Raw genomic sequence first — 23,120 nt, forward strand, 5'->3', positions numbered from 1 at the left:
CAGCGTGTATACCCACCATGTATACACCTGGTGCACAGTGGCCTCGCGGGAGTGGGTCGGCGCAGGTGAGGCGCCATTGTCAGAGTTTCGTAACAGCCGGAGGAGCCGATACGTGGTCACGGCCGCAGGTGCCGGGTACGACGACGGCCGGGCCCCTGGAGGGGAGCCCGGCTCAGGCCGGCGGGGGCGGGGTGCCGGGGGCGGAGTCGCCGGGCGGCCGGCCCCGGCGGGGCAGCGGGCCCGCGTCCCCCGGCAGCCGCCCCGCCTCCGCGAGGGCACGCCGCAGCAGGAACTCGATCTGCGCGTTCGCCGACCGCAGCTCGTCCCCGGCCCACCGGGCCAGCGCCTCGTACACCGCCGGGTCCAGCCGCAGCAGCACCTGCTTGCGCTGCCGCGGCCGGTTCCCGGGTGTCCGTTCCGGGTCGGTCACTGGTAGAGGGTTCCGGTGTTCAGGACCGGCTGCGGGGCACGGTCCCCGCACAGCACCACCATCAGGTTCGACACCATCGCCGCCTTCCGCTCCTCGTCCAGGTCCACGATGTCCGCCTCCGCGATCCGGGCCAGCGCCGCCTCCACCATGCCCACGGCGCCGTCGACGATCTGCCGCCGGGCCGCGACGACCGCGCCCGCCTGCTGCCGCTGGAGCATCGCCGAGGCGATCTCGGGAGCGTACGCGAGATGCGTGAACCGCGACTCGACGATCTCCACTCCGGCCGTCTCCACCCGGGCCTGGAGCTCGCGGGCCAGCTTCTCGGTGATCTCCTCGGCGTTGCCGCGCAGCGAGAGGCCGTCCTCGTCGTGGGAGTCGTAGGGGTACTCGATGGCGATGTGCCGCACGGCCGTCTCGGTCTGCGTGGCGACGAACTCGGCGAAGTCGTCCACCTCGAAGGTGGCCTGGGCGGTGTCGCGCACCTTCCACACCACGACCGCGGCCAGCTCGATCGGGTTGCCGTACGCGTCGTTGACCTTCAGCACGGCGGTCTCGTGGTTGCGCACCCGGGTGGAGATCCGGGTCCGGGAGGTGAAGGGGTTCACCCAGCGCAGGCCGTCCTGCCGGATCGTGCCCCGGTAGCGCCCGAAGAGCTGGACCACCCGGGCCTCGCCCGGGGCCACCGTGTTCAGGCCGCGCATCGCGATGAGGGCCGCGAGCAGTACGACGGCACCGGCGGCGACGAGCCCGCCCCGGACGCCGGCCGAGGAGACGGCCCCGGCGGTCCCGAAGAGGGCGGCGGCGGCGCCGAGCCCGAGCAGGCCGAGCAGCAGCGCGAGCCCGCCGCCGATGCTGTGGGCCTGGAACTCGCGCACACGCGGGGCGGGCATCTCGGGTATGTCGGACATGAGTGATCCCCGTTCGTTGGAGCGTCTAGCGTTGGTCTAGCTAAGTGATATCACTTTTCCCGGCAGAGGCAACCCTGAACTACCGCCGAACGTCGGTTCCTTGGGGATGGGTGCTGATTGTCACGTCCGTAAAAGACCGGATCGGTCGCCCTTTGTCATATAGGCGGGTGTTAGCTTTCGGAGCTGACCCCGAGACGGAAGCGAGCGTAGGGACCCATGGGACGAGCGGAAGAGAGACGAGCGCGACAGCGTGGTCACCGCGCGGCGTCCAAGCGCCGCCGCTCCGAACCCGCGGCGGCCGGCAAACCCGCCAAGAGCCTCCTGCGCCGGATGTTCACCTGGAAGAAGATCCTCGGCACCGTCTTCGGAGTGTGCCTGCTCGCCATCCTCGGCTTCATCGGCCTGTACATGTACGTCGACATCCCCGAGGGCAACGCCGCCGCCCGGCAGCAGAGCAATGTCTACAAGTTCAGCGACGGGACGCTGCTGGCCCGCAGCGGCAAGGTCAACCGCGAGATCGTCGACCTGTCCAAGGTGCCCCGCAAGGTCCAGCTGACCTTCGTCGCCGCCGAGAACAAGAGCTTCTACAGCGACTCCGGCGTCGACTTCAAGGGCACCGCCCGCGGCCTGCTCAACACCCTGCGCGGCCGGGGCAAGCAGGGCGGTTCCACGATCACCCAGCAGTACGTCAAGAACTACTACCTCAACCAGGACCAGACCGTCACGCGCAAGCTGAAGGAGCTGGTCATCTCGTTGAAGGTGGACCGCGAGAAGTCCAAGGACGACATCCTCGCCGGCTACATCAACACCAGCTACTACGGCCGCAACGCCTACGGCATCCAGGCCGCCGCCCAGGCCTACTTCGGCATCGACGCCGAGGACCTCTCGGTCGAGCAGGGCGCCTATCTCGCCGCGCTGCTCCAGGCGCCGAGCCAGTACGACTGGGCGGTGGCGACCGACACCGGCAAGCGGCTGGTCACCCAGCGCTGGAACTACGTCCTGGACAACATGGTCGAGGAGGGCTGGCTCACCAAGGACCGGCGCACGGCCATGCGCTTCCCCAAGATCAAGGAGCCCAAGGGCGCCCCCGGCCTCGACGGGCAGAAGGGCTATCTGGTCGAGCTGGCCAACCAGCAGCTCGAACAGCAGCTCATGGCGCAGGAGGGCCTGACCCAGTCGCAGGCGGAGAACGCGGTCGTGGAGAAGGGCTGGACCATCACCCTCAACATCGACCGCAAGAAGCAGGCCGCGCTGGAGCGGGCCGTCCGCAGCGAGCTGACCAGCAAGCTCGACAAGACCAAGCGCAAGGTCGACGGCGACATCCAGCCCGGCGCCGTCTCCGTGGACCCCGAGACCGGCAAGATCGTCGCGCTCTACGGCGGCCAGAACTACTACGAGCACTACTACAGCAACGCCACCCGCAGGGACTACCAGCCGGCCTCCACCTTCAAGCCGGTCATCCTCGCCGCCGCGCTGGAGCGCGAGGCCACCACGCAGGACGGCAAGCCCATCACCGCCAACACCGTCTACGACGGCGGCAACCGGCGCCCGGTGGTGGACCACGGCCGCCCGGTCGGCTTCGCCCCGCCCAACGAGGACGAGGCCGACTACGACGAGATCACCGTCCAGGAGGCGATGAACAAGTCCGTCAACTCCGTCTTCGCGCAGATGGGCGTGGACGTCGGCATGGACAACGTCATGAGCACCGCGAGCAGCCTCGGCATGGACACCAAGGGCATGCCCGCGGTGCCCGCCCAGACGCTCGGCTCGATGGGCGCGAGCCCCCTGGAGATGGCCGGGATCTACGCCACCTTCGCCAACCACGGCCACAAGGTGACCCCGACCATCATCAAGTCGGCGGAACAGAAGGGCCGCTCGGTGGACATGCCGGACCCCGTCGGCGGTACGGTGCTCAGCCGCACGGCCGCCGACACGGTCACCTCGGTGCTCACCGGCGTGGTGGACGACGGTACGGCCAAGACGTCCGTGGCCGCCAACCCGCTGCGCGACGGCCAGCAGGTGGCCGGCAAGACCGGTACCTCCGACGAGAACAAGTCCGCCTGGTTCACCGGCTACACCCCCGACCTGGTCACCTCCGTCGGCCTGTTCGGCGAGGACCCGAAGACCCACGGCCATGTGTCCATGGAGGGCGCGACCGGACTGCTTCCGGGGCGCGGCCGGATCAACGGCGGCGGCTACCCGGCGGAGATCTGGGCCGCCTACACCTTCGGCGTCACCGACCGGTCCACGTTCGACCTGGACACCACCCAGGGCGCCGCCGTCGCGCCGCCCCCGCCGCCCACCAGCAGCGCGCCGCCGACCCCGTCCACGACGCCCTCGCAGACCCCGTCCGAGACGCCGAGCCAGACGCCGTCCCGCACGCCCTCGCAGACCCCGTCCGGGACACCGAGCCAGACGCCGTCCCGCACGCCCTCGCAGACGCCGTCCGGGACACCCACCACCGGGCTGCCGACGGAACCCACCACCGAGGAGTCGCCCGACCCGGACGACGACGGCGGCGGCTTCCACTTCCGCCCGTAGGGCCCGCACACGCCGAAGGGGCGCCCGGAGGAAACTCCGGGCGCCCCTTCGCGCCGTAGCACTGGACGGCTCAGCGGTTCAGCTCGAACCAGACCACCTTGCCGGTGCTCAGCCGGGTCGCGCCCCAGCGCCGGGCCAGCTTGTTGACCAGGTACAGGCCGCGCCCGCCCTCGTCGGTGGCCCGGGCCTGCCGCAGGCGCGGCAGCTGCGGCACGTCGTCGCCGACCTCGCAGCGCAGCACGTCCGTGCGCAGCAGCCGCAGCGTCACCGGCCGCGACGCGTACCGCACCGCGTTCGTCACCACCTCGCTGACCAGCAGCTCCACCGAGTCCGACAGGTCCTCCAGGTCCCACCGGGCGAGCGCCCGGCGGGCCAGCCGGCGGGCCTGGCCGGGGGCGGTGCGCTCCGGCTCCAGCGTCCAGTACGCGACATCGCTCGGCGCGATCCCGTCGAACCGGGCCGCCAGCAGCGCGATGTCGTCGTCCCGGTCGCCCGGGCCGAGCATGTCCAGCACCTCGTCGCACAGCGCTTCCAGCGGCGGCGGATGGTCCGGCCCGGTCAGCTGCGCGGTCGCGGCCAGCCGCTCGCGCAGCTGCTCTATGCCGGTCCACACGTCCCGCAGCCGCGACTCCACCAGCCCGTCGGTGTACAGCAGCAGGGTCGCCCCGGCGGGCGCGTCCAGCTCCACCGCCTCGAAGTCCACCCCGCCGACCCCGATCGGCGCGCCCGGCGGCACCCGCAGCACCTCCGCCCGGCCGCCCAGGTGCAGCAGCACGGGCGGCGGATGGCCGGCGTTGGCGATCGTGATGCGGTGCGTCACCGGGTCGTAGACCGCGTACAGGCAGGTCGCCATGCGGTCGGTGCCCAGGCGCTGCGCCTGCTCGTCCAGGTGGTGCAGCACCTCCTGCGGCGGCAGGTCGAGCCCGGCCAGCGTCTGCGCGGTGGTGCGCAGCTGGCCCATGATCGCCGCCGAGGTCATCGAGTGGCCCATCACATCGCCGACGACCAGGGCGACCCGGCTGCCCGGCAGCGGGATCGCGTCGTACCAGTCGCCACCGACCCGCGCGGTCTCCGCCGCCGGCAGATACCGCGAGGCCAGCCGGACACCGGTGGGCCGGGGCAGGGTCTCGGGCAGCATGGTGCGCTGCAACTCGTCGGCGATGTACGCCTCCCGGCCGTACAGCACCGCCTTGTCGATGCCCAGCGCGCTGTGCGTGGCCAGTTGCGCGGCCACCAGCAGATCGTCCGCCTCGAACGCGGGCTGGTCCGGACGGCGCAGGAACAGCGCCGCGCCGATCACCCGGCGCCGGCCGCGCAGCGGCGCGAGGATCGCGTGCTGCCCGCCCGGTACGACGCCCTCCCCGCGCTCGCCGAGCAGTTCGGGCAGCGCGGCCCGGGCGGCGGGCGCGTCGGCGAACACCGGGCGCACCCCGCGCAGCACCTCGTTCAGCGCACCGCCCGGCCGTACCTCGCACAGCTCGGTGGTCAGCGCCGACAGGTCCGCCAGCACCGACGGCTCCGGCTCCGGCTCGAACGCGGCCGGCAGCAGCACCCCGTCGGTGTCCCGTTCGTCCGGTATCCGGTCGGTGCGGCGCAGCCGCAGCACCACCGGACCGGTGGGCCGCTCGTCGCCGACCGGCAGCGGATCGCGCAGATAGACCAGGATCGCGTCGGAGAACGTCGGCACGGTGGCCCGGCACAGGCCCATCACGATCTCGTCCAGGTCGAGCCCGCGGGCGATGCGCCGGGTGGCCGCGCCCACGAACCTGAGCCGGTCGCCGTCCCGCCGCATCGGCATCGGCCGCCCCGAGGGCACCGCCCGGCCGGTACGGCGCTCCGGACCGCCCGGCGCGCGCTCCGGGTCGCTACCGGGCTGTGCCGGGATGCCGTCCGGCGCGGGCCGCGGGCGCAGCGCGTCGGGTTCGGTGATGGCGGGCTGGGAGTGTTCGGGGCCGCCCACCGGGTGCTCCTTCCCCATGCCGTCCTTTCCCTTGCCACGGGGCGTGGCCGTGCCCGGGCCGGCGGGCGTGGTGTCGGCACGGGCCTGCGCGGGTAAGGCCGGCTCGACGGGTTGCCGCGCGGACTGCTCCGGGGCACACAGGAACGCCCCGCGGGGCTCCGCGGGGTCGGCGCCCGGCTGGGGGCGCTCGATGGAGGTGGGCTGCTCCGTCACGCGTGTCGCATCCGTCCGTCCGGGGCTGCGCGCCGGATGCGCCGGGCGCGCAGTTGGTCCCGCCGAAGTCCCGATACCCGCAATACGTGCCCAGGGAACGGGATTCCCGCGGGGCCGGCTTTCGTGGTGGTGCCCTGGTACCCCTCGCTCACGTCCTGCCGTCCCTCGGTGACGATCGGTCAGCCCCGGCGCATGCTCCGGTAGTTGCGTTCACGCGCCCTTGCGGAGGACGATCCTACGTTTCTCGCCCGGGGGCGCATCAAGGGTCTCATGAGGACACATGCGCGGGCGTGCGGTCCCAGTCCTCGGGTAGAGAAGGTACCCCCCAGGAGGGATCCGGGCGCCAGTTCTGCCAGCCGTCCGGGAACGGCGGCCCCCACGCGCGGATCACGTCGACCGCCTCCCGGCCCGCCGCCCGCACCCGTTCGGCGGTCGCCGGGTCCATCAGCCCGTCCCGCTGGGCCTGCGCGAACTCGTCCTCGTCCCGCCAGCGCCAACTGCGGTCCGGGCCCACGGTGATGTCCAGGAAGTGGTCCTCGGAGTCCACCCCGCCCGCCCAACGCGCGAGCGGCTGCTCCAGGTTGACGTACCAGTTCTTGAACCGCCAGCCGGGCTCCCAGAACAGCCACACCGACCAGGGCCGGCCGGGCTGGGCCAGCTTCAGCACGCCGGTGCCGAACCAGCGGTCCCGCTGCACCGTGCGCGGCTTGGTGTAGCGGGTCTCCAGCGGCTCCAGGTGCACGGGCGTGCCGTCGGCCAGGACCGGTCTCACGCACTCGGTGCCGGGGGCCAGCCACACCGCCAGCAGGTCGGCGTCGTCACGTACGACGGTGACGGGCCGGGCGATGTGGAACTGCTCGCCCCCGTTCTCCCGGTAGCGCCACAGGATGTGCGTCCCCGGGCTCCAGTGCGCCGCCGCTCCCGCCGTCACTCGTGCCATCGCTCCGTCGTCCGTCATGGACAGATTTTAGGTGCCGCCGGCATACGACGCTGCGGTGCGCGTCACGGCCGCCCCGGGTGGCCGGAAACGTTCGCCGCGGTCACGGGCGGGTCATCCGCAGGACGTCCAGCGCCTCGTCGAGCTGTTCGAGCGTCAGGTCGCCGCGCTCCACGTACCCGCTCTCCAGGACGACTTCGCGGATCGTCCTGCGTTCGGCGAGGGACTTCTTGGCGACCTTCGCGGCCTCCTCGTAACCGATGTACTTGTTCAGCGGGGTGACGACGGACGGGGACGACTCGGCGTACTCCCGGGCGCGTTCACGGTCGGCGGTGATGCCGTCGATCGTCCGGTCGGCCAGCAGCCGGGAGACGTTGGCGAGCAGCCGGATCGACTCCAGGACGTTCTTGGCGAGGACCGGGAGCATCACGTTCAGCTCGAAGTTGCCGGCGGCACCGGCGGTGGTGATGGTGGCGTCGTTGCCGATGACCTGCGCGGCGACCATCAGCACGGCCTCGGGGACGACCGGGTTGACCTTGCCCGGCATGATCGAGGAGCCGGGCTGGAGGTCGGGCAGCCGGATCTCGGCCAGACCGGTGCGCGGGCCGGAGGACATCCAGCGCAGATCGTTGGCGATCTTCGTCAGGCCGACCGCGATGGTCCGCAGCTGCCCGCTGGTCTCCACGATGCCGTCGCGGGCGCCCTGGGCCTCGAAGTGGTCGCGGGCCTCGGTGAGCGGCAGCCCGGTGACCCGGGCGACCTCCTCGATGACGGCGGCGGAGAAGCCGGGCGGGGTGTTGATGCCGGTGCCCACCGCCGTGCCGCCCAGCGGGAGTTCGGCCAGGCGGGGCAGGGACGCGTGCAGGCGCTCGACGCCGTGGCGGACCTGGGCCGCGTACCCGCCGAACTCCTGGCCGAGGGTGACCGGGGTGGCGTCCATCAGGTGGGTGCGCCCGGACTTCACCACGTCCGCGAACTCGGCGGACTTGCGCTCCAGGGCCGCGGCCAGGTGCTCCAGGGCCGGGATCAGATCGTGGGTGACGGCCGCGGTGGCCGCGATGTGGATCGAGGACGGGAAGACGTCGTTGGACGACTGCGAGGCGTTGACGTGGTCGTTGGGGTGCACGTCACGGCCGAGCCGCTCGGTGGCCAGCGTCGCGATGACCTCGTTGGTGTTCATGTTGGACGAGGTGCCCGAGCCGGTCTGGAAGACGTCCACCGGGAAGTGCTCGTCCCAGCGGCCGGCGGCGACCTCCGCGGCCGCCTCCTGGATCGCCCCCGCGATGTCCTCGTCCAGCACCCCGAGCCCGGCGTTGATCTTGGCCGCCGCCGCCTTGATGCGGGCCAGGGCCTCGATGTGGGCCCGTTCGAGGCGCTGTCCGGAGACGGGGAAGTTCTCGACGGCGCGCTGGGTCTGCGCGCGCCACTTGGCATGGGCCGGGACCCGGACCTCGCCCATCGAGTCGTGCTCGATCCGGTACTGCGGCTCTTCGGTCGTCATCGTCGTACCTCCGAAAACATGAGCACGTTTCACGTCACGCGTATTCCCTATCTGACTACCCGCCAGTAAATACCGGGGGTAACACCTGCTTCGGGGAGGCGTCATGAAACGCGTCGGATCCATCGGGTCCAGGATCAGAGGTACGGCCGCCGCTGTCGCGACGGCCGCCACCGTGTTCGCGGGCCTCGCGGCCCCCACCGCCCACGCGGCCCCCGCCGCCGCGGCGGCCACCCCGCTCCCGCCCGACCTCGAGCGCATCCGGGCCGCCGAGTCCACCGCCCTCTACGGCGACCCGGCCGAGCGGCCCCTCGCCGACCGCAAGACCTCGCTCATCTCCCTGGGTGACAGCGAGATATCCGGCGAGGGAGTCGGCTCCTACGAACCGGGCACCAACGGCCCGGACAACTGGTGCCACCGCTCGCCCCAGGCCGCCATCCACCGCACCGGCATCCCGGCCGACGTCACCTACAACGTCGCCTGCTCGGGCGCCTACACCGGCAACATCCGCGTCGGCGGCGCCAGGCAGTACGCCGACGAGCTCGTCCAGAGCGACAGCCTCGCCGTCAAGGCCCGCACCACCCGGATCAAGATGATCGTCCTCGTCGCCGGCGCCAACGACGATCTCCAGTTCGGGCCCGTCATGACCGACTGCGTCACCCGCTACCTCACCCTCCAGGGGGCCTGCGAGTCGAAGTACGCGCCCGGCTGGCAGGCCCGGGTGGACGCCCTCGTGCCCAAGGTGGAGGCCACCGTCGCCGACCTGAGGACGGTGATGCGGGACGCGGGCTACGCCGACGGCGACTACAAGCTGGTCCTCATGGGCTACCCGAGCCCCATCGGCCCCGACATCCACGACAACCCCGACTTCCCGGGCAAGCTCCCGGGCGGCTGCACCGGGTACGACTCCGACAGCGCCTGGGGCCGGAACAGCGCCGTCCCGCTCTTCGAACGCGGCATGCGCGAGGCGGCCCGCAGGAGCGGCGCCTCCTACCTGGACAACTCCCGGCTCTTCCACGGCCACGAGGTCTGCATGGAGGACACCTGGGCGCGGGGCCTGTACGTCGACCTCGCCAACCCCTTCCCGCCGGACGCCAACTCGGTCCGGCAGTCCTTCCACCCCAACGCCCGCGGCCACGCCGCCTTCGCCGCGTGCCTGACCCGGTTCTACGGCTCCGGGCTGCGCGAGGCGGGCTGCGCCGACCCGGCGAGCACCGGCACGCCCGAGCTGTACCCGGGCGCCTGGGACGACGCCTTCCGCCCGCTGACCGGCCAGGCCACCGGCGCCTGCCTCGACGCCTCGGGCGGGGCGAGCGCCGACGGCACCGAGGTCATCGGCTGGGACTGCCACGGGGGCCGCAACCAGGGCTGGTGGTACGACACCGGGCGGGGCGCGCTGCACCTGGAGCTGACCCACGACCGCTGCCTGGACGTGCCGGACGGCTCCTACACCGCCGGCACCGGCCTGGTCCTGTGGAACTGCCACGGCGGCGCCAACCAGCGGTTCGTCCGCCAGTCGGGCACCCTCCGCCCGGCGGCGGCACCGGGCCTGTGCCTGACCCTGACCGCGGCGAAGGAGCGGGTCAGGCTCCGGACCTGCGACGGCTCGGCGGCCCAGCGCTTCAGCTGACCGCCGGCCCGGGGCGGGCACCTTCGTACGACGCCCGCCCCGGGTTCCGCGTGCGGGTCAGGCCAGCCCGGGACCCCGTACCGGAATGGTGGTGAACGTCGGCTGCGGGGCCGGGTCCTGGAAGAAGTCGTTGCCCTTGTCGTCCACCACGATGAACGCCGGGAAGTCCTCGACCTCGATCTTCCAGACGGCCTCCATGCCCAGCTCCTCGTACTCCAGGACCTCCACCTTCTTGATGCAGTCCTGGGCCAGGCGGGCGGCCGGACCGCCGATGGAGCCGAGGTAGAAGCCGCCGTGCGCCGCGCACGCGTCGGTGACCTGCTTGCTGCGGTTGCCCTTGGCGAGCATCACCTTCGAGCCGCCCGCCGCCTGGAACTGCTCCACGTAGGAGTCCATGCGGCCGGCCGTGGTCGGGCCGAAGGAACCGGAGGCGTACCCCTCGGGGGTCTTGGCCGGGCCGGCGTAGTACACCGGGTGGTCCTTCAGGTACTGCGGCATCTCCTCGCCCGCGTCCAGCCGCTCCTTGATCTTGGCGTGCGCGATGTCACGGGCCACGACCAGCGGACCGGTCAGCGACAGCCGGGTCTTGACCGGGTACTTGGTCAGCTCGGCGAGGATCGTGTCCATCGGCTGGTTCAGGTCGATCCTCACCACGTCGGACGACTCGTCCAGGTGCTCGTCCGTGGTGTCCGGCAGGAAGCGCGCCGGGTCGGTCTCCAGCTGCTCCAGGAAGACGCCCTCGGCGGTGATCTTCGCGACGGCCTGGCGGTCGGCGGAGCAGGACACGGCGATGGCGACCGGGCAGGACGCGCCGTGCCGGGGCAGCCGGACCACACGGACGTCGTGGCAGAAGTACTTGCCGCCGAACTGCGCGCCGATGCCGATCTTCTGCGTCAGCTCGAAGACCTTCTCCTCCAGCTCCTTGTCCCGGAAGCCGTGGCCGAGGGGCGAGCCCTCGGCCGGCATGTTGTCCAGGTAGTGCGCGGAGGCGTACTTCGCGGTCTTCAGCGCGTACTCCGCGCTGGTGCCGCCGACGACGATCGCCAGGTGGTACGGCGGGCAGGCGGCCGTACCGAGCGAACGGATCTTCTCCTCCAGGAACTTCATCATGGAGGACTCGTTCAGGACGGCCTTGGTCTCCTGGTACAGGAAGGACTTGTTCGCCGAGCCGCCGCCCTTGGCCATGAACAGGAACTTGTAGGCGCCGCCGTCGGTCGCGTACAGCTCGATCTGGGCCGGCAGGTTGGAGCCGGTGTTCTTCTCCTCCCACATGGTGAGCGGAGCCATCTGCGAGTAGCGCAGGTTCAGCTTGGTGTAGGCGTCGAAGATGCCGTGCGAGAGGTGCTTCTCGTCCTCGCCGGCCGTCAGCACGTTCTGGCCGCGCTTGCCCATGACGATCGCCGTGCCGGTGTCCTGGCACATGGGCAGCACACCGGCCGCCGCGATGTTCGCGTTCTTCAGCAGGTCGAGCGCCACGAACTTGTCGTTCGCCGACGCCTCGGGGTCGTCGATGATCCGGCGCAGCTGCGCCAGGTGGGCCGGGCGCAGGTAGTGCTGGATGTCGTGGATGGCCTCCTCGGCCAGCTTGCGCAGCGCCTCCGGCTCCACCTTGAGGAACGTCCGGCCGTCCGGGCCCTCCACGGTGGACACGCCTTCGGAGGTCACCAGCCGGTACGGGGTGGTGTCCTCGCCCTGGGGGAGCAGATCGGTGTACGCGAACGCTGGGCGGGTGGGGGGGGAAGTACGCGGCATCTCAGCCCATTCCTCACTCTGACGGACGGCGGCCCGCCGACGCTGGCGAGCCTCCCCAGCGTAGAACCTGCCGCCGGCCGCGAACCTGTGAGGTGGCGCTCAGTCAGGGCTGTCGCGATCTATCGTGTTTCGGTACGCTGCCGTCGTGGACCTTCACAAACAGAGCGCACCCACACCCGCGGCCGAGCTGCGCGCCTCGGACGCCGACCGCGACCGGGTCGCCGACATACTCCGCGAGGCTCTGGCCGAGGGCCGGCTGACCGCCGACGAGCACGCCGAGCGCGTGGACGGGGCGCTGCACGCCAAGACGGTGGGCGAGCTGGAGGGCTTCATCCGGGACCTGCCCGCCGCCTACCAGCCGCCCACGGCTCCCGCTCCGCCCCGCCCCGAGCCGGGCGCGATCCCGGCGGCGGCCGACGCCAACGTGGTGGCGGTGTTCAGCAGCGCCGTGCGCCGGGGCCGCTGGCGCGCCGGGCGCCGGCTGCACGCGTACGCGGTCTTCGGCAGCGTGGAGATCGACCTCAGCGAGGCGATCTTCGAGTACCAGCACGTGGTCATCAAGGCCGTCTCCGTCTTCGGCGAGGTGCGGATCCGGGTCCCGGAGAACATCTCGCTGCGCGGCACCGGGGGCGGGGTGCTCGGCAAGTTCGAGGTGAGCCCGCTGGACTCCGCCGACTCCGCGGCGCCGGTCGTCTACGTCGACGGCTGGGCGGTCCTCGGCGCCGTGGAGGCACGGCCCCGGCGCGGCCGGACCGTCTCGGACATCCTCGAGCGCGTCCAGGACAAGGTCGACCGGAAGCTGAGCAAGCACTTCGGCCGCTGACGGCCGCGCATCCGCGGGCTCTCGACGGTCGCGAATCCGCCGGTGACCGGAACGTTCCGGTCCGTCGGCGACGCCGGCGCGGGGGCGGGAACGAGCCGCCGGCCGCTTGCCGGGGCCAACGCTGTGCATAGGCGCGCGCACAGCGGGTAGGCCTTGCTGCATCGTCTCTCGCTCGCGAAGCCGTCGTCAGGAGTAGACCGTGCTGCAACCGCCGCATTCGTCCCTGCAGGTAGCTGGCGTTCCGGCCCAGCGGGTGCCGGCGCGAGACAGGGACCAAGACGCACCCTGGCACACCGAGGCGGTGTGCCGGCGCGACGAGGCCGGGCTGTTCTTCGCCCCGTCGAAGGAGCCGACCGCCGCCCGGCTGTCCCGCGAGGAGGCGGCCAAGCGGGTCTGCGCCCGCTGTCCGGTCATGGTCGAGTGCCGCGAGCACGCCCTGCTCCAGCCCGAGCCCTACGGCGTCTGGGGCGGCCTGACGGCGGCCGAGCGCCGGGTGGTCCTGGCGCGCCGGCGCCGCCGCGAGGTGGAGCTGAAGAAGACGGCGCGGGCGGCGGCGAACCGCATGGCGGGCTGAGACGGCGGCAGAAGGGGCACCCTCCGAGCGGAGGGTGCCCCTTCTGACGGGCTCCCGGGTTCTCCCGGCCCTGTTGCCCGGCCGCCGTCCGGCCGCTACTTGGCCCGGTCGAAGTCGATCGCGCTGTAGGCCCGCAGCTTCCTCAGCCGGTGCTCGGAGTCGATCCGGCGGACCGTCCCCGACTTCGACCGCATGACGATGGACTCGGTCAGCGCCGTCTCCGAGCGGTACCGGACCCCGCGCAGCAGCTCCCCGTCGGTGATGCCGGTCGCCACGAAGAAGACGTTCTCCCCGGCGACCAGGTCGTCCGTGGTGAGCACCCGGTCCAGATCGTGCCCCGCGTCGATCGCCCGCTGCCGCTCCTCGTCGTCCTTCGGCCACAGCTTGCCCTGGATGGTCCCGCCCAGGCACTTCACGGCACAGGCCGAGATGATGCCCTCGGGGGTGCCGCCGACGCCGAGCAGCAGGTCGACGCCGGTGCCCTCGCGCAGCGCGTACACCGAACCGGCCACATCGCCGTCGGAGATCAGCTTGATGCGCGCGCCGGCCTCCCTGACCTCCCGGATCAGACCCTCGTGCCGGGGCCGGTCGAGGATGACGACGGTGACGTCCTCCGGCGTGGACCGCTTGGCCTTGGCGATCCGGCGGATGTTCACCTCGACGGGCGCGTTGATGTCGACGAAGTCGGCCGCCTCGGGGCCGGTGACCAGCTTGTCCATGTAGAACACGGCGGACGGGTCGAACATCGCGCCGCGCTCGGCGGCGGCGAGGACGGCGATCGCGTTCGGCATGCCCTTGGCGGTCAGCGTGGTGCCGTCGATCGGGTCGACGGCGATGTCCACCTCGGGGCCGGTGCCGTCGCCCACGTGCTCGCCGTTGAAGAGCATCGGGGCCTCGTCCTTCTCGCCCTCGCCGATGACGACCACGCCGTTCATCGACACGGTGGAGACGAGGGTCCGCATGGCGCGCACCGCGGCACCGTCGGCGCCGTTCTTGTCGCCGCGCCCCACCCAACGGCCCGCGGCCATGGCGGCGGCCTCGGTCACCCGGACCAGCTCCAGGGCGAGGTTGCGGTCGGGAGCCTCCGAGGGAACATCGAGCTCGGACGGCAGGTGATGGTGTTCGGTCATCGGAGCGCACCTTTCTGATACGACGACGGCCGGATGAGGGTCTTGGACCCGACTCTATCGTTAGGCATACAAAATGAGCAGGGGACCCCACGGATGAGCGCTTGGGACACCTGCGACGATAGGGGACGTGGCAGGTTCGAACCGCAAGCAGAAGACGGCCCGGGACATGGTTCTCTCCCTGGCCCTGATCGTCATCGCGTCGCTGGTCGTGTACTTCTTCACCATCCCGCACGACGATCACGCTCCCGAGATCCAGCGGGCCGACTACCGGGTCGAGCTGCTCACGGCCCGCCGCGCGGCGAGCTACCCGGTGGCGGCGCCCGAGGGCCTGCCGAGTACCTGGAAGCCGACCTCCGTACGCTCCGAGGGCAAGGAGGTGAACCGCTGGCACCTCGGCTTCCAGACCCCGGACGGCCAGTACGCGCAGGTCGAGCAGTCCACGCGCAAGCGCACCGACTTCATCGAGGAGGCCACCCAGGGCAGCTCGGCCACCGAGCGGACCGAGCGGATCGCCGGCCGCACCTGGACCCGCTACACCGGCGGCCGGTACGACGCCCTGGTCCTGGAGAACACCCCCGGCTCCACCACGGTGGTGGCCGGCACCACCTCCTTCGAGAACCTGAAGACACTGGCGGCGGCACTCAAGGCGGAGTGACGACACGCCCGTGGCGGCGTGGGAGGGGGCAGGCCGTGTCCGATGAGGTGACGCGTTGGCTGGCCCGGGCAGCTCTACCGCTGAGCGGTCTGACCGCAGGCGGGTCCACTGCCGACCTCCAGCCGTTGAAGAGCATCCTCGACGGCGTGCGGATCGTGGGCATGGGGGAGGCCACCCATGGGACGAGCGAGTTCTTCCGGCTCAAGCACCGCCTGCTGGAGTTCCTCGTCGAAGAGATGGGATTCTCGGTCCTGGCCATGGAGGCCGCCGCTTCGGCCGCCCCGGCGGTGGACGCCTACGTCCGCCACGGTGCCGGTGACGCCGAGGGAGTGCTTGCCGGACTGGGGTTCTGGACCTGGCGCACCCGTGAGGTGCTCGGGTTGATCGAGTGGATGCGCGAGTACAACCGGGGGCGCCCGGAAGACCGAAAGGTGCGTTTCGTGGGTATCGACCCACAACAGTGCGGCGCATCCCTTGCCGCACTCGGCTCCTTTCTGCGCAAGGTGGCCCCGGATCGCGAGGCCGGCGTTCTCTCCCCGCTCCGCGTGCTTGCCACGGCATATCCGGGAGCGCACCCTGATCCCGAGCGACGCCTGGTGCGCGATGCGGAAGAACTGGTGGGGTTCCTCCGTGGACACGGTCCCGGAGCGGCCGACGCTCTCGGGCACGCCCGCATTCTGGTGCGGGCCGCCGACCTGGTGACACGGCCCAGGCAGCACACGGACCCCGGGCAGACCGTGTTCGCCGCCCGCGACCGGTACATGGCCGAGGCCGTCGGGGAACTCCTCACCGATCCCTCCACCAAGATCGCCCTCTGGGCTCACAACGGGCACATCACCAAAACCCGTTACGGTGGCGCGGTTCCGGCGATGGGGCAGCACCTGCGTGCACGGTTCGGCGACGCGTACTACGCACTCGGGTTTCTGTTCGGCAGCGGCTCCTTCCGTGCCCGTCGGACGTGGCCCGGCCCTTGGTCCCGTCCCGGAGCCGGCGCCGTCGTCACCCACCGGCTCGGCCCCGCCGGCCCGGACACCCTGGAAGCCCGGCTCGCCACCGCCTACCCGGGCGACCACCTCGTGGACCTGCGCGACACGGCCAACGCGCCGGCGGCGGTACGGGAGTGGCTCAACGGGCGGCATCACATGCGGAGTTTCGGCGCCGTGGTGCCGCGCTGGACGTATCGCCTCCACTTCAGCCCCGTCTCCCCGGCCGAGGAGTACGACGGACTGGCCTACGTCGCGGTGTCGACCGGCTCCCGGCCTCTCCCGGCCTCCTAGACGTCACCGTTCCCGGCCGGAGCACGCTCGAGAGCAGTCCGCGCACCGCGGGCGGCCACGGCCCGGACACAACGTCGGCCTCCACGACCGCAGCGGGTCGTGAAGGCCGACGTCACGCTCGCCCCGGGACGCGCCGGCAGTGTCGCTTCAGTGCCGGGGCCCCTCATGCGTACGGGAGTGTCAGACGGTGGTGACGACGTCCTCGTAGGCCAGGCGCGGGGAGCGGGGGAACCAGGCGTCCGGGCCCGGCTTGCCGATGTTGACGACCATCAGCGGGGTGTGGTCGTCGTCCAGGAACTCCTTGCGGACGCCCTCGAAGTCGAGGCCGGTCATCGGGCCGGCGGCCAGGCCGGCGGCGCGGACGCCGATGATGAAGTACGCGGCCTGGAGGGTGGCGTTCATCGCGGCGGCGCTCTCCCGGACCTGGCGCTCGCTGAAGAACGCGTCCTTGGCCTGCGGGAAGTGCGGGAAGAGGGCCGGCAGCTCCTCGTGGAACTCGTTGTCCGCGGAGAGGATCGCGACCAGCGGGGCGGCGGCGGTCTTGGGCTGGTTGCCCTCGGCCATGAGCGCGACCAGGCGCTCCCGGGCCTCGGGGGAGCGGACCAGGGTGATGCGCAGCGGGCTCTGGTTGAAGGCGGTGGGACCGTACTTGACCAGGTCGTAGATCGCCTGCACCTGCTCCTCGGTCACCGGCTCGTCGGTGAAGGTGTTGGCGGTGCGGGCCTCGCGGAACAGCAGGTCCTGGGCGGCGGGGTCAAGAACGAGAGACATGCGTGTACTTCCTGGGGTGCGCGTCCGGCCCGACGGGATGCCGGACCGGCTGACGCGGTCGACCCTACGCCAGTGAGGTTTAACGTTCAACTAAGAGGGGGGTGCGGTGAGCCGCCTCACAGCCGGGGTGACCGTAACGGCGCGCACTGACAGCCAGGGCGGCCCGTACCGGCCGGACGGCAGCCCGCGTGACCCGTGCCGTCCGCTCGTCCTACTCGTCCGAGCCCCCGTCGCCCTCCTCTTCCTCGGCCAGGGCCGCGTCCAGCCGGGCCCGGGCCCCCTCCAGCCAGCGCCGGCACACCTTGGCCAGTTCCTCGCCGCGCTCCCACAGCGCCAGGGACTCCTCCAGCGTCGTACCGCCCGCCTCCAGCCGCCGTACGACCTCGATCAGCTCGTCCCGGGCCTGCTCGTAGGAGAGCGCCTCGTCCACCTTGCTCGTCATCCGTCCACCTTCACAGTCAGTTCACCGTCGGCGACGCGGGCCCGCAGCGCCTCGCCCGCCGTCACCTCGGCCGGATCGCGCACCACGTGCCCGTCCGCCCGTTGCAGCACCGCGTAGCCGCGCCGCAGCGTCGCCGCCGGGGAGAGAGCCACCACGCGCGCGTGCGTGTGCGTCAGCTCCGAGTCCGCGCGGTCCAGCAGATGCCCCAGGGTCCGCCGGCCGCGCTCCAGCAGGGACAGCACGTGGTCGGCGCGCTCGTCGAGCATCCGGTGCGGATCCTGTATCGCCGGCCGGGCCAGGGCGTGCGCCAGCCCGCGCTCCTCCCGCTCCACGAACGCCGCCGCGCACCGCCGGGCCCGGTCCCGCAGCATCCGCACCCGCTCCAGCTCCTCGCCGACGTCGGGCACGACCTTCTTGGCCGCGTCCGTCGGCGTGGAGGCGCGCAGGTCGGCGACGTAGTCCAGCAACGGGGTGTCCGGCTCGTGCCCGATCGCCGACACCACGGGCGTACGGCAGCCGGCCACCGCCCGCACCAGCTGCTCGTCGGAGAACGGCAGCAGATCCTCCACGCTGCCGCCGCCGCGCGCGACGATGATCACGTCCACCTCGTCCATAGCGTCGAGTTCCTTGACGGCCTGCACGACCTGCGGGACGGCGTGCACGCCCTGCACGGGGACGTTGCGCACCTCGAAGCGGACGGCGGGCCAGCGGTGCCGGGCGTTCTCCAGCACGTCCCGCTCCGCGGCGGAGGCCCGGCCGCACACCAGCCCGATCAGCTGCGGCAGAAACGGCAGCGCCGTCTTCCGCTCCGGCGCGAAGAGCCCCTCCGCCGCCAGGGACTTCTTCAGCTGCTCCAGCCGGGCCAGCAGCTCACCGACGCCGACGGGCCTTATCTCGGCGGCGCGCAGGGACAGCTGGCCGCGGGGCGCGTACCACTCGGGCTTCGCCAGGACGACGACCCGGGCGCCCTCGCCGACGACGTCCGCGACCGCGTCGAAGACCTGGCGGTAGCAGGTCACGCTGACGGAGATGTCGTGCGACGGGTCGCGCAGCGTGAGGAACACGACACCGGCGCCGGGGCGGCGCGACAACTGCGTGATCTGCCCTTCGACCCACACCGCGCCGAGCCGGTCGATCCAGCCCCCGATCAGCCGCGACACCTCGCCTACGGGCAGGGGGGACTCCGGGGACGTGTTCACAGCCATGCGGTCGAGAGTAACGGCCGGTACTGACAAGGGGGCGGCCGTGCGGCTGTGCGCCGTGGGGGCGGGGGCGCGCGTTGCCGGGTGCGGGTCCGTCGTGGTCGCCCGCGCGGCTCCCCGCGCCCCTTCCGGGCGCACACAGGCCGGCTATCCGGGAATTCGGCCCCGCTGGCCCACCAGCACCCCCAGACCGATCACCAGCCACACCGCCCCCACCACCTGGGCCGCCCCGGACGCCGCCACGACCACGGCCACCGTGATGCCGGCCCCGACCACCGGCACCAGCACATGCCGCCACCAGCTCGCCTGCCCCCGGCGTCGTACGAAATACCCCACCACGCTCGCGTGCAGCAGCGTGAACGCCGACAGCGCGCCGATGTCGACCACCGAGACCAGCTTGTCCAGCCCGTCGTCCCGCCGGGCCGCCCACCCCGCCGCGACCAGCGTGACCACCGCCGAGCACAGCAGCGCGACCCGCGGTACACCCCCGTCCGTCCGGGACAGCGCGCGCGGCAACCGCCGGTCGCGGCCCATCGCGAACAGCAGCCGCCCGGCCGCCGCCTGCCCCGCCAGCGCCGCGAACGCCGCTCCGACCGCCTTGCTCGCGGCCACCAGATCATGCAGCCACGTGCCCACCGAGGAGTCCACCGCGTCGTAGAAGGCCGATCCCTGCCGCCCCGGATCGCGCGCGAGCCCCGCGGAGGACACCGGCTCCAGCAGTGCCACCAGATACGTCTGCGCCACGAACAGCACCCCCGCCAGCGCCAGGCAGAACAGCAGCGCCCGCGCCACCCGCGCCGAGCCTCCGGTGACCTCCTCGGCGAATGTCGCGATGGCGTCGAAACCCAGGTACGACAGGACCGCCACGGACACCGCGCCGAGCACCGCGGCCACCGCGAAACCACCCTGCGTACCGTCCCCCGTCAGCGGCGACAGCGGCCCCCGCTCCGCCCCGTCGCGCGCCAGCACCACGACGGCCGAGACCACGAACACCAGCAGGACCACGATCTCCAGGGCCAGCACGGCGAAGCCCACGCGCGCGGCGGCCCGTACGCCCCACAGGTTCAGCAGGGTCGTGAGCGCCACGGCCAGCGCCGTCCACACCCACCGGGACACCTCCGGGACCAGCGCGTTCATCGCGATCCCGGAGAAGAGATAGGCCACCGCGGGGATGAGGACGTAGTCCAGCATCGCCATCCAGCCGGCGACGAACCCGGCCCCCTCGCCGAGCCCCGCGCGCGCGTAGGCGTACACCGACCCCGCCCGCGGGACGACCCGCACCATCTGCGCGTAGCTGAACGCCGTGAACCCCATGGCGACCGTCGCCACCGCGTACACCAGCGCCACCGCGCCGTGCGATCTGGCGTCCAGCGCCCCGAACACCCCGACCGGCGCCATCGGGGCGATGAACAGCAGCCCGTAGACCACGAGGTCCCGCAAGCCCAGGCTGCGCCGGAGGCGATGGCCCTCGTCGGCCCCGGAGGTCGTCGTTCCGGTGTTGGACATACACACAAGTCTTCCCCGCGGGGTGTGGGGAAGCGATCTCTGCGCTTGTGAACGCGGCCTTACGATGGGACGCATGACCGCTTCGTCTGGCCGCCGTGTCCTGCTCGCCGCCCCCCGGGGCTACTGCGCCGGCGTGGACCGCGCCGTGATCGCCGTCGAGAAAGCCCTGGAACAGTACGGGGCCCCGATCTACGTCCGGCACGAGATCGTCCACAACAAGTACGTGGTGCAGACCCTGGAGAAGAAGGGCGCCATCTTCGTAGAGCGCACGGAGGAAGTGCCGCCCGGCAACATCGTCATGTTCTCGGCGCACGGCGTCGCGCCCGTGGTGCACGAGGAGGCCCGCCAGGGCCGGCTCGCCACCATCGACGCCACCTGCCCCCTGGTCACCAAGGTCCACAAGGAGGCCGTCCGGTACGCCAGTGAGGACTACGACATCCTCCTGATCGGACACGAGGGCCACGAGGAGGTCATCGGCACCTCCGGCGAGGCCCCCGACCACATCCAGCTGGTCGACGGCCCCGACGACGTCGACAAGGTGGAGGTCCGCGACCCCTCCAAGGTCGTCTGGCTCTCCCAGACCACCCTCTCCGTCGACGAGACCATGGAGACCGTCGACGCCCTGAAGACGAAGTTCCCGGGCCTCGTCTCCCCGCCCAGCGACGACATCTGCTACGCCACCCAGAACCGCCAGCTCGCGGTGAAGCAGATGGGCGCCGAGGCCGAGCTGGTCATCGTCGTCGGCTCGCGCAACTCCTCCAACTCCAAGCGGCTGGTCGAGGTCGCCAAGCTGGCCGGCGCCCGCGACGCCCACCTGGTCGACTTCGCCGACGAGATCGACGAGTCCTGGCTGGAGGGCGTGACGACCGTCGGCGTCACCTCCGGCGCCTCCGTGCCCGAGGTGCTGGTCGAGCAGGTCCTGGAGTGGCTCGCCGAGCGCGGCTACGGCGATGTGGAGCTGGTCAGGGCGGCCGAGGAGACCATCACCTTCTCGCTGCCCAAGGAACTGCGCCGCGACCTGCGCGAGGAGGCGGCGGCACTGGTGGCCGAGCGCGGCGGGAGCGGCACACCCGCGGCGTGACTGTCAGTGGTCCGTCGTAACGTGGAGCCATGCAGATCTTCGGCGTGGACATCGGCGGATCCGGGATCAAGGGCGCTCCCGTGGATCTCGAGCGGGGCGACCTGGCCCAGGAGCGCCACAAGGTGCTCACCCCGCACCCGGCGACGCCCGACACCGTCGCCGACGGGGTCAAGCAGGTGGTGGACCACTTCGGGTGGACCGGGCCGGTCGGCCTGACCTTCCCCGGAGTGGTCACCGGCGGCGCCACGGTCCGTACGGCGGCGAACGTGGACCCGGGCTGGATCGACACGGACGCGCGCGCGTTGTTCGCCGACCGGCTCGGCGGCCTGCCGGTGACCGTGGTGAACGACGCGGACGCGGCGGGCGTCGCCGAGATGGAGTTCGGCGCCGGCCGGGGCCGCCGGGGCACGGTCATCCTGCTCACCTTCGGCACCGGCATCGGCAGCGCCGTCTTCGTGGACGGCGTCCTGCTCCCCAACACGGAACTGGGCCACCTGGAGCTGAACGGCCACGATGCCGAGAAGCGCGCCTCCAGCAAGGCCAAGGAGGACCACGACCTCAGCTGGGAGCGATGGGCGCGCCGCGTCCAGCGCTATCTCCGGCACGTGGAGATGCTGTTCTCCCCGGAGCTGTTCATCATCGGCGGCGGGGTCAGCCGCAAGGCGGACAAGTTCCTGCACCTCATCGAGGACGTCAAGGCCGAGATCGTCCCGGCGCGACTCCAGAACAACGCGGGAATCGTGGGAGCGGCGATGCGAGCGGCGCAGTCGGGCTGAGGGGGGCGCAGTAGTCCCGGTCACCGGTTTGGGCGGGGCTTCGGTGCGGGCTCCAGTGGGGCTCCAGTGGGGCTTCCGTGGAGCTCCGGCGGGAGTGACCCGCCCGGCCGACCGGTGAATCCGAGCCCGGGGGGCGTCAGCCGCGCCGCTGTCGCCCCCGTACCCACCGCACCCGGCGGACGAGCACGATCGCCGCGGCCAGCAGCGTCCCCCCGTACAGCCAGCCGGCCTGGGTGGCGAGCCCGGTGACCAGGCCCATCAGCCGGCCGAGCAGCCCCCCGCCGCCCTCCGCGACCGGCAGCAGCCCCACCGCGAACGCGATCGGCAGCACCACGGGCGCGCTCAGCACGTCCCCGACCCGCACCCACAGCGCGGTCAGCACGCACACCGGCAGGAACAGCACGCCGTAGACCGCCGGGGAGGCGCCGAACAGCAGCTGGTCCAGACAGCCGAGCAGAAACATGGCCACGGCGCAGAACAGACCGCTGCCGAGCCCGGTCAGCCGGGGATTGGGCAGCCGGGATCCCGGGGGCGCGGTCGCGGACGCCCCCCGGGTCCGCCGGCCGCTCCGACCGGCACCGGCCCCACCACCGCTGCCCCCACGGGCGCCACCCGGGCGTCGTCGGCCCTGGGAGGGCATCGGGGAGGGAGAAGCCGCGGGAGACACGGGACGCATGGGAGTTTCCGAAGCCCTCGGAGCCTCCGCAGCCCTGGAACCCGGCGACGCCCCATGGGCAGGCGACGCGCCCGGGACCGGTGACGCCCCGGGAGCCGACGACGGCGGGGGCTGCCGCTGGCCTCTGGGGCGCTGGGGCGGCATGCCGCGTCGCGGTCCGTCGTTCGGGGGTCGCTGCCTGTGTTGCTCCACAGGGACCAACCTAGGTCTGTTTATGTGCTGAATCAGCCCCCAGACACGCCGGGCGGGGGAGCTTGGCCGGGCGTCCGACGCTCTCGTGAGGCGGACGCGCGGGACGCCGTAAACTGGTGGATCGGCCAGTGTCGGTCTCTGGCCCC

20 protein-coding genes are annotated in these 23,120 nt (G+C 72.0%); 8 read left to right on the forward strand and 12 right to left on the reverse strand.

What is annotated here, in order from left to right; translation table 11 throughout:
- Window positions 1-172: 172 nt before the first annotated feature.
- Both HB370_RS25530 and HB370_RS25535 read right to left on the reverse strand, forming a co-directional pair.
- On the reverse strand, window positions 173-430 hold the full coding sequence (locus HB370_RS25530) for a hypothetical protein (RefSeq protein WP_030778766.1): 258 nt from the start codon (window positions 428-430) through the stop codon (window positions 173-175).
- Complete coding sequence (locus tag HB370_RS25535) at window positions 427-1,338, reverse strand: SPFH domain-containing protein (protein ID WP_030778768.1); 912 nt, start codon at window positions 1,336-1,338, stop codon at window positions 427-429. Before HB370_RS25535 ends, HB370_RS25530 begins: the two co-directional genes overlap by 4 nt.
- Window positions 1,339-1,554: 216 nt before the next feature.
- Between HB370_RS25535 and HB370_RS25540 the strand changes: the two genes are divergently transcribed.
- Window positions 1,555-3,879, forward strand: coding sequence for a transglycosylase domain-containing protein (locus tag HB370_RS25540; RefSeq protein ID WP_030778769.1), 2,325 nt, complete (start codon window positions 1,555-1,557; stop codon window positions 3,877-3,879).
- A 70-nt stretch (window positions 3,880-3,949) separates the two neighbouring features.
- On the opposite strand, the gene HB370_RS25545 is transcribed toward HB370_RS25540, so the two are convergent.
- From HB370_RS25545 to HB370_RS25555, 3 genes are all read right to left on the reverse strand, one after another.
- Entirely contained in the window at window positions 3,950-6,052 is a 2,103-nt protein-coding gene (locus HB370_RS25545; protein WP_030778770.1) for a SpoIIE family protein phosphatase, read from the reverse strand.
- Window positions 6,053-6,320: 268 nt separating this feature from the next.
- Window positions 6,321-7,010 carry a DUF402 domain-containing protein gene (locus tag HB370_RS25550; protein WP_030778771.1) on the reverse strand — a complete coding sequence of 230 codons (690 nt, stop codon included), beginning with the start codon at window positions 7,008-7,010 and terminating at the stop codon, window positions 6,321-6,323.
- Between the two features lie 82 nt (window positions 7,011-7,092).
- Window positions 7,093-8,490 carry a class II fumarate hydratase gene (locus HB370_RS25555; protein ID WP_030778772.1) on the reverse strand — a complete coding sequence of 466 codons (1,398 nt, stop codon included), beginning with the start codon at window positions 8,488-8,490 and terminating at the stop codon, window positions 7,093-7,095.
- Window positions 8,491-8,593: 103 nt separating this feature from the next.
- Here HB370_RS25555 and HB370_RS25560 point away from each other — a divergent pair, with 103 nt between their 5' ends.
- Window positions 8,594-10,117, forward strand: coding sequence for a ricin-type beta-trefoil lectin domain protein (locus tag HB370_RS25560; protein ID WP_030778773.1), 1,524 nt, complete (start codon window positions 8,594-8,596; stop codon window positions 10,115-10,117).
- A 57-nt stretch (window positions 10,118-10,174) separates the two neighbouring features.
- Here the strand turns inward: HB370_RS25560 and HB370_RS25565 are convergent, their stop codons facing one another.
- The gene (locus HB370_RS25565) at window positions 10,175-11,869 is read right to left on the reverse strand and encodes a fumarate hydratase (protein WP_030616523.1); all 1,695 of its coding nucleotides are present in this window, start codon (window positions 11,867-11,869) and stop codon (window positions 10,175-10,177) included.
- A 145-nt stretch (window positions 11,870-12,014) separates the two neighbouring features.
- Between HB370_RS25565 and HB370_RS25570 the strand changes: the two genes are divergently transcribed.
- Both HB370_RS25570 and HB370_RS25575 read left to right on the forward strand, forming a co-directional pair.
- Window positions 12,015-12,692: a DUF1707 domain-containing protein gene (locus tag HB370_RS25570; protein WP_030778775.1), complete on the forward strand. Its 678-nt coding sequence runs from the start codon at window positions 12,015-12,017 to the stop codon at window positions 12,690-12,692.
- Between the two features lie 199 nt (window positions 12,693-12,891).
- Complete coding sequence (locus HB370_RS25575) at window positions 12,892-13,266, forward strand: WhiB family transcriptional regulator (protein ID WP_037700949.1); 375 nt, start codon at window positions 12,892-12,894, stop codon at window positions 13,264-13,266.
- Between the two features lie 95 nt (window positions 13,267-13,361).
- Here HB370_RS25575 and glpX read toward each other — a convergent pair whose 3' ends face one another.
- A complete protein-coding gene (gene glpX, locus HB370_RS25580) occupies window positions 13,362-14,396 on the reverse strand; it encodes a class II fructose-bisphosphatase (RefSeq protein WP_030778779.1) in 1,035 nt (344 codons plus the stop codon).
- A 127-nt stretch (window positions 14,397-14,523) separates the two neighbouring features.
- Between glpX and HB370_RS25585 the strand changes: the two genes are divergently transcribed.
- Together HB370_RS25585 and HB370_RS25590 are read left to right on the forward strand one after the other, a co-directional pair.
- Window positions 14,524-15,051 carry a DUF4245 domain-containing protein gene (locus tag HB370_RS25585; protein WP_030778781.1) on the forward strand — a complete coding sequence of 176 codons (528 nt, stop codon included), beginning with the start codon at window positions 14,524-14,526 and terminating at the stop codon, window positions 15,049-15,051.
- A 35-nt stretch (window positions 15,052-15,086) separates the two neighbouring features.
- The gene (locus HB370_RS25590) at window positions 15,087-16,328 is read left to right on the forward strand and encodes an erythromycin esterase family protein (protein WP_030778783.1); all 1,242 of its coding nucleotides are present in this window, start codon (window positions 15,087-15,089) and stop codon (window positions 16,326-16,328) included.
- 180 nt (window positions 16,329-16,508) lie between these two features.
- Here the strand turns inward: HB370_RS25590 and HB370_RS25595 are convergent, their stop codons facing one another.
- The 4 genes from HB370_RS25595 to HB370_RS25610 form a co-directional block, all read right to left on the reverse strand.
- Window positions 16,509-17,099 (reverse strand): malonic semialdehyde reductase, encoded by a 591-nt coding sequence (locus HB370_RS25595; protein ID WP_030778785.1) that lies wholly within the window; start codon window positions 17,097-17,099, stop codon window positions 16,509-16,511.
- Window positions 17,100-17,310: 211 nt separating this feature from the next.
- A complete protein-coding gene (locus HB370_RS25600; RefSeq protein WP_030778787.1) occupies window positions 17,311-17,541 on the reverse strand; it encodes an exodeoxyribonuclease VII small subunit in 231 nt (76 codons plus the stop codon).
- Window positions 17,538-18,746: an exodeoxyribonuclease VII large subunit gene (gene xseA, locus HB370_RS25605; protein ID WP_030778789.1), complete on the reverse strand. Its 1,209-nt coding sequence runs from the start codon at window positions 18,744-18,746 to the stop codon at window positions 17,538-17,540. Before xseA ends, HB370_RS25600 begins: the two co-directional genes overlap by 4 nt.
- 144 nt (window positions 18,747-18,890) lie before the next feature.
- Window positions 18,891-20,249: an APC family permease gene (locus HB370_RS25610; protein WP_030778791.1), complete on the reverse strand. Its 1,359-nt coding sequence runs from the start codon at window positions 20,247-20,249 to the stop codon at window positions 18,891-18,893.
- 64 nt (window positions 20,250-20,313) lie between these two features.
- Between HB370_RS25610 and HB370_RS25615 the strand changes: the two genes are divergently transcribed.
- Window positions 20,314-21,330, forward strand: a complete 1,017-nt coding sequence (locus tag HB370_RS25615; protein ID WP_106980603.1) for a 4-hydroxy-3-methylbut-2-enyl diphosphate reductase — start codon at window positions 20,314-20,316, stop codon at window positions 21,328-21,330.
- A gap of 29 nt (window positions 21,331-21,359) precedes the next feature.
- On the forward strand, window positions 21,360-22,106 hold the full coding sequence (gene ppgK, locus HB370_RS25620; RefSeq protein ID WP_030778795.1) for a polyphosphate--glucose phosphotransferase: 747 nt from the start codon (window positions 21,360-21,362) through the stop codon (window positions 22,104-22,106).
- 136 nt (window positions 22,107-22,242) lie between these two features.
- Here ppgK and HB370_RS25625 read toward each other — a convergent pair whose 3' ends face one another.
- A complete protein-coding gene (locus HB370_RS25625; RefSeq protein ID WP_244405638.1) occupies window positions 22,243-22,782 on the reverse strand; it encodes a DUF6542 domain-containing protein in 540 nt (179 codons plus the stop codon).
- Window positions 22,783-23,120: the final 338 nt, after the last annotated feature.

It is taken from the genome of Streptomyces sp. DSM 40868, from assembly GCF_011820545.1.
Taxonomy (GTDB): Bacteria; Actinomycetota; Actinomycetes; order Streptomycetales; family Streptomycetaceae; genus Streptomyces; species Streptomyces eurythermus.

What these genes read in the sequence shown, in the direction of transcription:
- HB370_RS25535 (WP_030778768.1), bottom strand. Translation starts at nt 1,338, where the DNA reads ATGTCCGACATACCCGAGATGCCCGCCCCGCGTGTGCGCGAGTTCCAG.
- HB370_RS25540 (WP_030778769.1), top strand. Translation starts at nt 1,555, where the DNA reads ATGGGACGAGCGGAAGAGAGACGAGCGCGACAGCGTGGTCACCGCGCG.
- HB370_RS25550 (WP_030778771.1), bottom strand. Translation starts at nt 7,010, where the DNA reads ATGACGGACGACGGAGCGATGGCACGAGTGACGGCGGGAGCGGCGGCG.
- HB370_RS25555 (WP_030778772.1), bottom strand. Translation starts at nt 8,490, where the DNA reads ATGACGACCGAAGAGCCGCAGTACCGGATCGAGCACGACTCGATGGGC.
- HB370_RS25560 (WP_030778773.1), top strand. Translation starts at nt 8,594, where the DNA reads ATGAAACGCGTCGGATCCATCGGGTCCAGGATCAGAGGTACGGCCGCC.
- HB370_RS25565 (WP_030616523.1), bottom strand. Translation starts at nt 11,869, where the DNA reads ATGCCGCGTACTTCCCCCCCCACCCGCCCAGCGTTCGCGTACACCGAT.
- glpX (WP_030778779.1), bottom strand. Translation starts at nt 14,396, where the DNA reads ATGACCGAACACCATCACCTGCCGTCCGAGCTCGATGTTCCCTCGGAG.
- HB370_RS25595 (WP_030778785.1), bottom strand. Translation starts at nt 17,099, where the DNA reads ATGTCTCTCGTTCTTGACCCCGCCGCCCAGGACCTGCTGTTCCGCGAG.
- HB370_RS25600 (WP_030778787.1), bottom strand. Translation starts at nt 17,541, where the DNA reads ATGACGAGCAAGGTGGACGAGGCGCTCTCCTACGAGCAGGCCCGGGAC.
- xseA (WP_030778789.1), bottom strand. Translation starts at nt 18,746, where the DNA reads ATGGCTGTGAACACGTCCCCGGAGTCCCCCCTGCCCGTAGGCGAGGTG.
- HB370_RS25610 (WP_030778791.1), bottom strand. Translation starts at nt 20,249, where the DNA reads ATGTCCAACACCGGAACGACGACCTCCGGGGCCGACGAGGGCCATCGC.
- HB370_RS25615 (WP_106980603.1), top strand. Translation starts at nt 20,314, where the DNA reads ATGGGACGCATGACCGCTTCGTCTGGCCGCCGTGTCCTGCTCGCCGCC.
- ppgK (WP_030778795.1), top strand. Translation starts at nt 21,360, where the DNA reads ATGCAGATCTTCGGCGTGGACATCGGCGGATCCGGGATCAAGGGCGCT.
- HB370_RS25625 (WP_244405638.1), bottom strand. Translation starts at nt 22,782, where the DNA reads ATGCGTCCCGTGTCTCCCGCGGCTTCTCCCTCCCCGATGCCCTCCCAG.